This window comes from Streptomyces aureus, from assembly GCF_001418135.1.
Classification (GTDB): Bacteria; Actinomycetota; Actinomycetes; order Streptomycetales; family Streptomycetaceae; genus Streptomyces; species Streptomyces aureus_A.
Genome location: NZ_LIPQ01000290.1, coordinates 1 through 8,302 on the forward strand (window position 1 = coordinate 1; position 8,302 = coordinate 8,302).

Consider the following 8,302-nt stretch of genomic DNA (forward strand, 5'->3'; position numbering starts at 1 on the left):
CATCCGGGTGTAGGCCCGGACGTGTTCCTCCGACGCTTTGGCGTGCTTGCGGAGTTCGGCGACGACCTCGCGGGCTTCGTCGCGGCTGACTTCGGGTCCGGGCCTACACCCGGATGATCCCCGAGGGCATGGAGCTCCACGACACGCCCGTCCTCGTCGTCGACCGGGCCGGCTGGATCAAGGCCAACGTCGCCGGCTTCCGCGAGCTCCTCACCCCGCTCCTCGGCAAGATGCAGGACCGCCGCTCCGGCACCCCGGGCAACGCCGTCCTCGGCGCCGTCGGCGGCAAGGTCACCGGCGTCGAACTCGGCATGCTGCTGTCGTTCCTCGCCTCCCGCATCCTCGGCCAGTACGAGACCTTCGCCCCCGCCACCCGCGACCTCCCCGCAGGCGCCAACGGCGGCGGACGCCTCCTCCTCGTCGCGCCCAACATCGTCCACGTCGAGCGGGAACTCGAAGTCTCCCCCCACGACTTCCGGCTCTGGGTCTGCCTCCACGAGGAGACCCACCGCACCCAGTTCACCGCCGTCCCCTGGCTCCGCGACCACCTCCAGGGCGAAATCCAGTCGTTCCTCGCCGCCACCGACGTCGACCCCGGCACCGTCGTCGAACGCCTCCGCGAAGCCGCCCAGACCCTCGCAGGCGGCCGCCCCGAAGGCGAGCAGGGCGAACCCGCCCCCTCCTTCGTCGAACTCGTCCAGACCCCCGAACAACGCGAGATCCTCGGCCGCCTCACGGCCGTCATGTCCCTCCTCGAAGGCCACGCCGACTACGTCATGGACGGCGTCGGACCCCAGGTCGTGCCCTCCGTCGCCGAGATCCGCGAGAAGTTCCAGCAGCGCCGCGCCCGCGGCGCCTCCCGCCTCGACCTCGCCCTGCGCAAGCTCCTCGGCCTCGACGCCAAGCTCCGCCAGTACCGCGACGGCGAGCGCTTCGTCCGCGCCGTCGTCGACCAGGTCGGCATGGACGGTTTCAACCGCGTCTGGACCTCGCCCAACACGCTCCCCACCAAGGCCGAGATCGCCGCCCCCGCCGACTGGATCGCGAGGGTGCACCGTAAGGCAGACTCGTGAGACTGGTGCGGCACACGGCACAGGAACACGTCGGAACACCCCACCAATCACCCATCCGAGGGACCCTGGGCATGGGGTGAGGCGTGCAATGCTCGGGTAACGGCCGGGTTTCTGTCACCATCGACGCACTCTGAGTGACCGAACCCCCCTTTCCGACCGTTAAGACTCCGACCGAGGCACCCCACCCCATTCACGAAGGGCACCGGACATGGGTCCCCATCCTGCGGTCGCGGCGATACGCCTGGCGGTCCGCCGCGTACTCCACGACGTTCTCACCGAGCACCAGACCGACCCCGCCCCCGCACGCGACGCGCACACCCCCCTCGTGCTCGTCGCCTGCTCCGGAGGCGCCGACTCCATGGCGCTCGCCTCCGCCCTCGCCTTCGAGGCCCGCAAGCTTCCCGTGCGCGCCGGCGGCATCACCGTCGACCACGGACTCCAGGACGGCTCCGACACCCGCGCGGGCGAGGTCGTCGCGCGCATGACCGCCCTCGGCCTCACCCCCTCCGAGGCCGTCGCCGTCACCGTCGGCCGCGAAGGAGGCCCCGAGGCCGCCGCACGCGACGCGCGGTACGCGGCCCTCGACGCCGCCGCCGAACGCCACGGAGCCACCGCGATCCTCCTCGGCCACACCCGCGACGACCAAGCGGAAACCGTCCTGCTCGGGCTCGCCCGCGGCTCCGGCATCCGCTCGCTCTCCGGCATGGCCGCGATCTCCGGCGCCTCCGGCCGCTACCGGCGCCCCTTCCTCCAGCTCGACCGCCAGACCGTCCGCAAGGCCTGCGTCGCACAGGAACTCGCCGTCTGGGACGACCCCCACAACAGCGACCCCGCCTACACCCGCTCCAGGCTCCGCCACGAAGGCCTCCCCGCCCTCGAGAAAGCCCTCGGCAAGGGCGTCGTCGAAGCCCTCGCCCGAACGGCCCAGCTCTCCCGCGACGACGCCGACGCCCTCGACACCTGGGCCGCCGACGCCGAGACCCGCGTACGCGACGAGGCGGGCGCCCTGGAGTGCGCCAAGCTCCACGGCCTGCCCCCCGCCGTGCGCCGCCGCGTCCTGCGCCGCGCCGTCATCGCCGAGGGCGCACCCGCCGGCTCCCTCTTCGCCCGCCACATCGAAGAAGTCGACCGGCTCATCACCGGCTGGCGCGGCCAAGGGGCCATCAACCTGCCCGGCCGCGTCGAAGCCCGCCGCCAGGGTGGCAGACTGGTCATCCGGCAAGGCTGACGCACGCTGCAACGAAAGTGACCCGGGTGAACGAGAAGGACATGGGCACCGACCTCCAGTCGGTGCTCATCACCAAGGAAGAGATCGACGCCAAGCTGGCAGAGCTGGCCGCGAAGATCGACGCGGAATACGCGGGCAAGGACCTGCTCATCGTCGGCGTCCTCAAGGGCGCGGTGATGGTGATGGCGGATCTGGCTCGCGCCCTTTCCACCCCCGTCACCATGGACTGGATGGCCGTGTCCTCCTACGGCGCCGGCACCCAGTCCTCGGGCGTCGTCAGGATCCTCAAGGACCTCGACACCGACATCAAGGGCAAGCACGTCCTGATCGTCGAGGACATCATCGACTCCGGCCTGACCCTGTCCTGGCTCCTGTCGAACCTCGGCTCGCGCGAGCCCGCCTCCCTGGAGGTCTGCACGCTGCTGCGCAAGCCCGAGGCCGCGAAGGTCGCGATCGACGTCAAGTGGATCGGTTTCGACATCCCCAACGAGTTCGTCGTGGGCTACGGCCTCGACTACGCCGAGAAGTACCGGAACCTTCCGTTCGTCGGCACGCTCGCCCCGCACGTCTACGGCGGCTGAACACCCGGGCCGTACGGGGAACCCGCGCCGCCCTCCCCCCGTTGAACCACGGGAAGGCGGTCGCGGGCGACGATGCTGAGGTACCGTCCGAAGAACAGCTTTTTCACACAGCAGCTCTCACAGCAGCATTTTCCTACGGGCAGGAGGGACGGGGCGTTCTCGCTCCGTATGGATGGACGTGAAGCGATACTTCCGTGGGCCGGTCATGTGGATCGTGCTGGCCGTCCTCGCCGTGGTCGTGCTGATGCAGGTCGTCGGCTCGTCCGAGGGCTACAAGACGGTGGACACCGGCAAGGTCGTCCAGGCGATCGACAAGAACCAGGTCAAGCAGGCAAAGGTCACCACCGGTGACGAGCAGATCATCAAGATCGAGCTCGTCGACGGTCAGAAGATCGACAACAGCAGCAAGGTCCAGGCCAGCTACATCGGCTCCCAGGGCGTCGACGTCGCGGACAAGCTGCAGGAGAAGTTCGAGGCCGGGCAGATCGAGAAGGGCTACACCGTCTCCCCGACGAAGCAGTCGCCCTTCGTCTCGATCCTGCTCTCCCTCCTCCCCTTCGTCCTCATCGTGGTCGTCTTCCTCTTCCTGATGAACCAGATGCAGGGCGGCGGCTCCCGCGTCATGCAGTTCGGCAAGTCCAAGGCGAAGCTCATCACCAAGGACACGCCGAAGACCACCTTCGCCGACGTCGCGGGCTCGGACGAGGCCGTCGAGGAACTCCACGAGATCAAGGAGTTCCTCCAGGAGCCGGCGAAGTTCCAGGCCGTCGGCGCCAAGATCCCCAAGGGCGTTCTGCTCTACGGCCCGCCCGGAACCGGCAAGACGCTCCTCGCGCGCGCCGTCGCCGGCGAGGCCGGGGTGCCGTTCTACTCGATCTCCGGCTCCGACTTCGTCGAGATGTTCGTCGGTGTCGGTGCCTCCCGGGTCCGTGACCTCTTCGAGCAGGCCAAGGCCAACGCGCCCGCCATCGTCTTCGTCGACGAGATCGACGCCGTCGGACGCCACCGCGGCGCCGGCCTCGGCGGCGGTCACGACGAGCGCGAGCAGACGCTCAACCAGCTGCTCGTCGAGATGGACGGCTTCGACGTGAAGGGCGGCGTCATCCTGATCGCCGCCACGAACCGGCCCGACATCCTCGACCCCGCCCTCCTGCGCCCCGGACGCTTCGACCGGCAGATCGCCGTCGACCGCCCGGACATGCAGGGCCGTCTGGAGATCCTCAAGGTCCACCAGAAGGGCAAGCCGGTCGCACCGGACGTCGACCTCGGCGCCGTCGCCCGACGCACCCCCGGCTTCACCGGCGCGGACCTCTCCAACGTCCTCAACGAGGCGGCGCTCCTCACCGCTCGCAGCGACCAGAAGCTGATCGACAACGCGGCACTGGACGAGGCGATCGACCGAGTGGTCGCGGGCCCGCAGAAGCGGACCCGCATCATGTCGGACAAGGAGAAGAAGATCACCGCGTACCACGAGGGCGGCCACGCCCTCGTCGCGGCGGCCTCGCCGAACTCCGACCCCGTCCACAAGATCACCATCCTGTCCCGCGGCCGCGCCCTGGGCTACACGATGGTCCTGCCGGACGAGGACAAGTACTCGACCACCCGCAACGAGATGCTCGACCAGCTGGCGTACATGCTGGGCGGCCGTGCGGCGGAGGAACTGGTCTTCCACGACCCGACCACCGGCGCCGCCAACGACATCGAGAAGGCCACGGCCACGGCCCGCGCGATGGTCACCCAGTACGGCATGACCGAGCGTCTCGGCGCGATCAAGTTCGGTGGCGACAACACCGAGCCCTTCCTCGGCCGTGAGATGGCGCACCAGCGCGACTACTCGGAAGAGGTCGCGGCGCTGGTCGACGAAGAGGTCAAGAAGCTCATCGAGACCGCGCACAACGAGGCCTGGGAGATCCTCGTCGAGAACCGTGACGTCCTCGACAACCTGGTCCTCGCCCTCCTGGAGAAGGAGACGCTGGGCAAGGAGGAGATCGCCGAGATCTTCACCCCCATCGTCAAGCGCCCGGCCCGCCCGGCCTGGACCGGCTCCTCCCGCCGCACCCCGTCCACGCGTCCGCCGGTGCTCTCCCCCAAGGAGCTCGCCCTGACGAACACGGCGAACGGCTCGGCGGCCCCCGCGGTCGACACCACGAAGGGCATCGAGATCGCCCCGGTGGACACCCCGGAGGACTGACCGTCCCGCACCCCGGAATGGCTGCCGCGCCCCCACAGGTTTTAGCCTGTGGGGGCGCGGCATTTCGCGCACATCAGTCAGACGGAACGAGGCACAGAGATGACCGACCCGGTGACGCTGGACGGCGAGGGCACGATCGGCGAGTTCGACGAGAAGCGCGCCGAGGCGGCCGTACGCGAGCTCCTCATCGCGGTCGGCGAGGACCCGGACCGCGAGGGCCTCCGGGAGACGCCGGCGCGGGTGGCGCGGGCGTACAAGGAGCTGTTCGCGGGGCTGTGGCAGGAGCCCGAGGACGTTCTGACGACGACGTTCGACCTGGGGCACGACGAGATGGTCCTGGTGAAGGACATCGAGTTGACGAGCCAGTGCGAGCATCATTTGCTGCCATTTCATGGCGTGGCTCACATTGGTTACATTCCTGCCGAGTCGGGCAAGATCACCGGGCTGTCCAAGCTGGCCCGCCTTGTCGATGTCTTCGCCAGGCGCCCGCAGGTGCAGGAGCGTCTGACGACGCAGATCGCCGACTCATTGATGCGCATCCTGGACGCCCGCGGCGCGATCGTCGTCATCGAGGCCGAGCACATGTGCATGGCTCTGCGTGGGGTCCGTAAGCCGGGGGCCAAGACGACCACCTCGGCGGTACGTGGACAACTTCGCGACGCCACCACCCGTGCCGAGGCCATGTCCCTGATACTGGCCCGTTAGTAGCGGGCTGTCCGCCTTGCTCCATAGCGTCCTTGATCAGTGGAATCGATCGCTGGTCAAGGGGGCGGAATGGGGCACGGGCCGACCAGCGAGATGCTGGTGAACCTCGTGGACGACTGCGTTCAGGCGAAGGCACCGGACTCGCCGCCCGCCTTGAGACGGTGACCCGGCCGAGCTAGACCCGGGCCTTGCCCGGGCCGCCCTCGTCGTCGTCCTCCGGGAGCCTGCAGACGCGCTCCAGGAAGAGGGCCGCCGCGATGACGGCGATGCCCGCCACGACCGAGAAGGCCGCGTAGAGGGCCTGGTCGCGGCGGGCCGGGACGTCGAGGGAGTCGAGGAGGAAGACGCCCGTGCCGCCGTACATGCCGGCGACGAGGGCGGCCACCAGGGCGCTCGCCTGGCCGAAGACCACCGCGCGGGCCGCCATCAGGGGTTCGACGCCCTTGGCGCCGGGGCGGCGCTCGCGCTGGGCCTTGAGGCGGACGCGGATCGAGAGGGCGGTCGCGGTGAGGACGGCCGCGATCACGGTGAGCACGATGGGCGCGGCGATCGGCACGCTGGGCAGGGTGCCGACCGCGTCCCAGAGCCGTGCGGCGCCCCAGGAGAGGATGCCGGCCACGAGGAACAGTCCGGCGAGCACCTTCAGCCGCAGTTGTTTCACCGGGTGTCCTTCTCCTGGTCGTCGGTCGTGGTCGCTGTGTGGTCTGCCACGAAGCGTAACGACTACTCGGGCAGACGGAGTTCCAGATCGGTGCGGCGGGCGATGCCTTCGTCGCCGACGGCGGCGAGGAGCGCGGCGACGGTGCCGTGGCCGGGGAGCTGGGCCTCGGGGTCCACGTCGTGCCAGGGGGCGAGGACGAAGGCGCGCTGGTGGGCGCGGGGGTGCGGGAGGGTGAGGACGGGGTCCTCGGAGATCACGTCCGCGTAGGCGACGATGTCGACGTCGATGGTGCGGGCGCCCCAGCGCTCCTCGCGGACGCGGTGGAAGGCCTCTTCGACGGCGTGGGCCCGCTCCAGGAGGGAGGAGGGCGGCAGTGTCGTCTTCACGAGCGCGACGGCGTTGAAGTACGCGGGCTGGGTGTCGGGCTCGACGCCCCAGGGCTCCGTCTCGTACACGGGGGAGACGGCCTTGACCCGGAGGCCGGGGGTGTCCGCGAGGGCGTCGACGGCCCCCTGGAGGGTCTCCAGGCGGTTGCCGAGGTTGGCACCGAGGGCCACGACGGCCCAGCGGGGGTTGGACAGCGTCGTGTCGGCGGCGTCGACGGTGGCGACGACGGAGGCCGGTACGGGCTGGACGGTGGGGTCGCTCTGCATCGGCTTCATCGTCGGCTCCGGGTGATCGTGATGGTCACGTCGTCGAACGGCACGGTGATGGGCGCGTCCGGTTTGTGGACGACGACCTCCACCTCTTGTACCCCGGCGTGGCTGAGGCATTGCTGGGCGATGCGCTCGGCGAGTGTTTCGATGAGGTCGACGGGCTCGCCCTGGACGACGTCGACGACCTCTTCGGCGACGATCCCGTAGTGCACGGTCTTGGACAGGTCGTCGTCGGCGGCCGCCGGGCGGGTGTCCAGGCCGAGGACCAGGTCCACGATGAAGGTCTGGCCCTCCTCGCGCTCCTTGGGGAAGACGCCGTGGTGGCCCCGGGCCTTGAGGCCGCGCAGCGCGACACGATCCACGCGAATCACTCCTGCTGTCGTAGTTCGGTGGCCACGCAGCCGGGTGCGGACGGCCGGGTGTCCAGCCTCGAATCTACCTGCGGGGACCGACAGAGCTTGCCCGTGGGGGCCGTGGGCGGGTCCGGAGGGTGGGTGGCGGAGTGGTCACGGGGTGTCGCCGCCGGGCTCCTCGTCCGGTGTTTCCTCGGTGTCCGTGAGGACCGGGGAGGCGTGGTGGGACCAGATTCTCCAGCCGTCGGGTGTGCGGCGGAACACATTGGTGGCGACGACGAGCTGTCCGACGAGGGGGCCCAGTTCGGCACCGTCCTCGGCGGGGCCGCCGCTCAGGATGTTCTCGGTGCAGGTGACGACGGCGGTGTGGCCGGCGAGGGAGATCTTGAGGTCGGTGAGGAAGAACTGGATGTACTCGGTGTTCGCCATGATCAGCGCGTACGAGCGGAGCACCTCGCCTCGGCCGGTGAGGACGGGCCAGCCGGGGTGGACGCAGGTGATGGGGGTGGCGCCGTCGTCGACCCAGAGCGCCGAGACGCCTTCGAAGTCGCCGGTCTCCATCGCCTCGTAGAAGGCGGTGTTGGCGGCTTCGACGGCCGCCTCGTCGGCGCTGCGGCTCACGCGGCTCCCTCGACGGCGCGGGCGACCCGTACGGCGTCGGCGGTGGCCCGGACCTCGTGGACGCGGACGGCCCACGCGCCCGCGTGGGCGGCGAGGGCGGAGACGGCGGCGGTGGCGGCGTCGCGTTCGCGTGCGGGGGGCGGTGCGGCGCCCTCGCGGGTGAGGACGTGGCCGAGGAAACGCTTGCGGGAGGCGGCGACGAGGAGGGGGCGGCCGAGGGCGCGGAGCTCGGG

Annotated in this window: 9 protein-coding genes and 1 pseudogene; 5 read left to right on the top strand and 5 right to left on the bottom strand. The window is 70.1% G+C overall.

Going from position 1 to position 8,302, the window contains the following annotated elements; translation table 11 throughout:
* Positions 1–95: 95 nt before the first annotated feature.
* From AOK00_RS23635 to folE, 5 genes and pseudogenes are all read left to right on the top strand, one after another.
* Positions 96–1,073, top strand: a pseudogene (locus AOK00_RS23635) (zinc-dependent metalloprotease); the annotation flags it as partial.
* A gap of 208 nt (positions 1,074–1,281) precedes the next feature.
* A complete protein-coding gene (tilS, locus tag AOK00_RS23640) occupies positions 1,282–2,301 on the top strand; it encodes a tRNA lysidine(34) synthetase TilS (protein WP_055602304.1) in 1,020 nt (339 codons plus the stop codon).
* 41 nt (positions 2,302–2,342) lie between these two features.
* On the top strand, positions 2,343–2,882 hold the full coding sequence (gene hpt, locus AOK00_RS23645) for a hypoxanthine phosphoribosyltransferase (protein ID WP_030219931.1): 540 nt from the start codon (positions 2,343–2,345) through the stop codon (positions 2,880–2,882).
* A gap of 172 nt (positions 2,883–3,054) precedes the next feature.
* Positions 3,055–5,073, top strand: coding sequence for an ATP-dependent zinc metalloprotease FtsH (gene ftsH, locus AOK00_RS23650; protein ID WP_055602305.1), 2,019 nt, complete (start codon positions 3,055–3,057; stop codon positions 5,071–5,073).
* A 99-nt stretch (positions 5,074–5,172) separates the two neighbouring features.
* Positions 5,173–5,778 carry a GTP cyclohydrolase I FolE gene (gene folE / locus AOK00_RS23655; RefSeq protein ID WP_055602306.1) on the top strand — a complete coding sequence of 202 codons (606 nt, stop codon included), beginning with the start codon at positions 5,173–5,175 and terminating at the stop codon, positions 5,776–5,778.
* A 175-nt stretch (positions 5,779–5,953) separates the two neighbouring features.
* Here folE and AOK00_RS23660 read toward each other — a convergent pair whose 3' ends face one another.
* The 5 genes from AOK00_RS23660 to AOK00_RS23680 all read right to left on the bottom strand — a co-directional run.
* Positions 5,954–6,439, bottom strand: a complete 486-nt coding sequence (locus tag AOK00_RS23660; RefSeq protein WP_055602307.1) for a DUF3180 domain-containing protein — start codon at positions 6,437–6,439, stop codon at positions 5,954–5,956.
* 62 nt (positions 6,440–6,501) lie between these two features.
* Entirely contained in the window at positions 6,502–7,101 is a 600-nt protein-coding gene (gene folK / locus AOK00_RS23665) for a 2-amino-4-hydroxy-6-hydroxymethyldihydropteridine diphosphokinase (RefSeq protein ID WP_055602308.1), read from the bottom strand.
* On the bottom strand, positions 7,098–7,457 hold the full coding sequence (gene folB / locus AOK00_RS23670; RefSeq protein ID WP_030324141.1) for a dihydroneopterin aldolase: 360 nt from the start codon (positions 7,455–7,457) through the stop codon (positions 7,098–7,100). The genes folK and folB overlap by 4 nt, the downstream gene beginning before the upstream one ends.
* A gap of 144 nt (positions 7,458–7,601) precedes the next feature.
* The gene (locus AOK00_RS23675) at positions 7,602–8,069 is read right to left on the bottom strand and encodes a nuclear transport factor 2 family protein (protein WP_079042158.1); all 468 of its coding nucleotides are present in this window, start codon (positions 8,067–8,069) and stop codon (positions 7,602–7,604) included.
* The coding region (locus AOK00_RS23680; RefSeq protein WP_159041833.1) for a dihydropteroate synthase at positions 8,066–8,302 on the bottom strand (237 nt) is incomplete at its 5' end. The genes AOK00_RS23675 and AOK00_RS23680, both read right to left, overlap by 4 nt.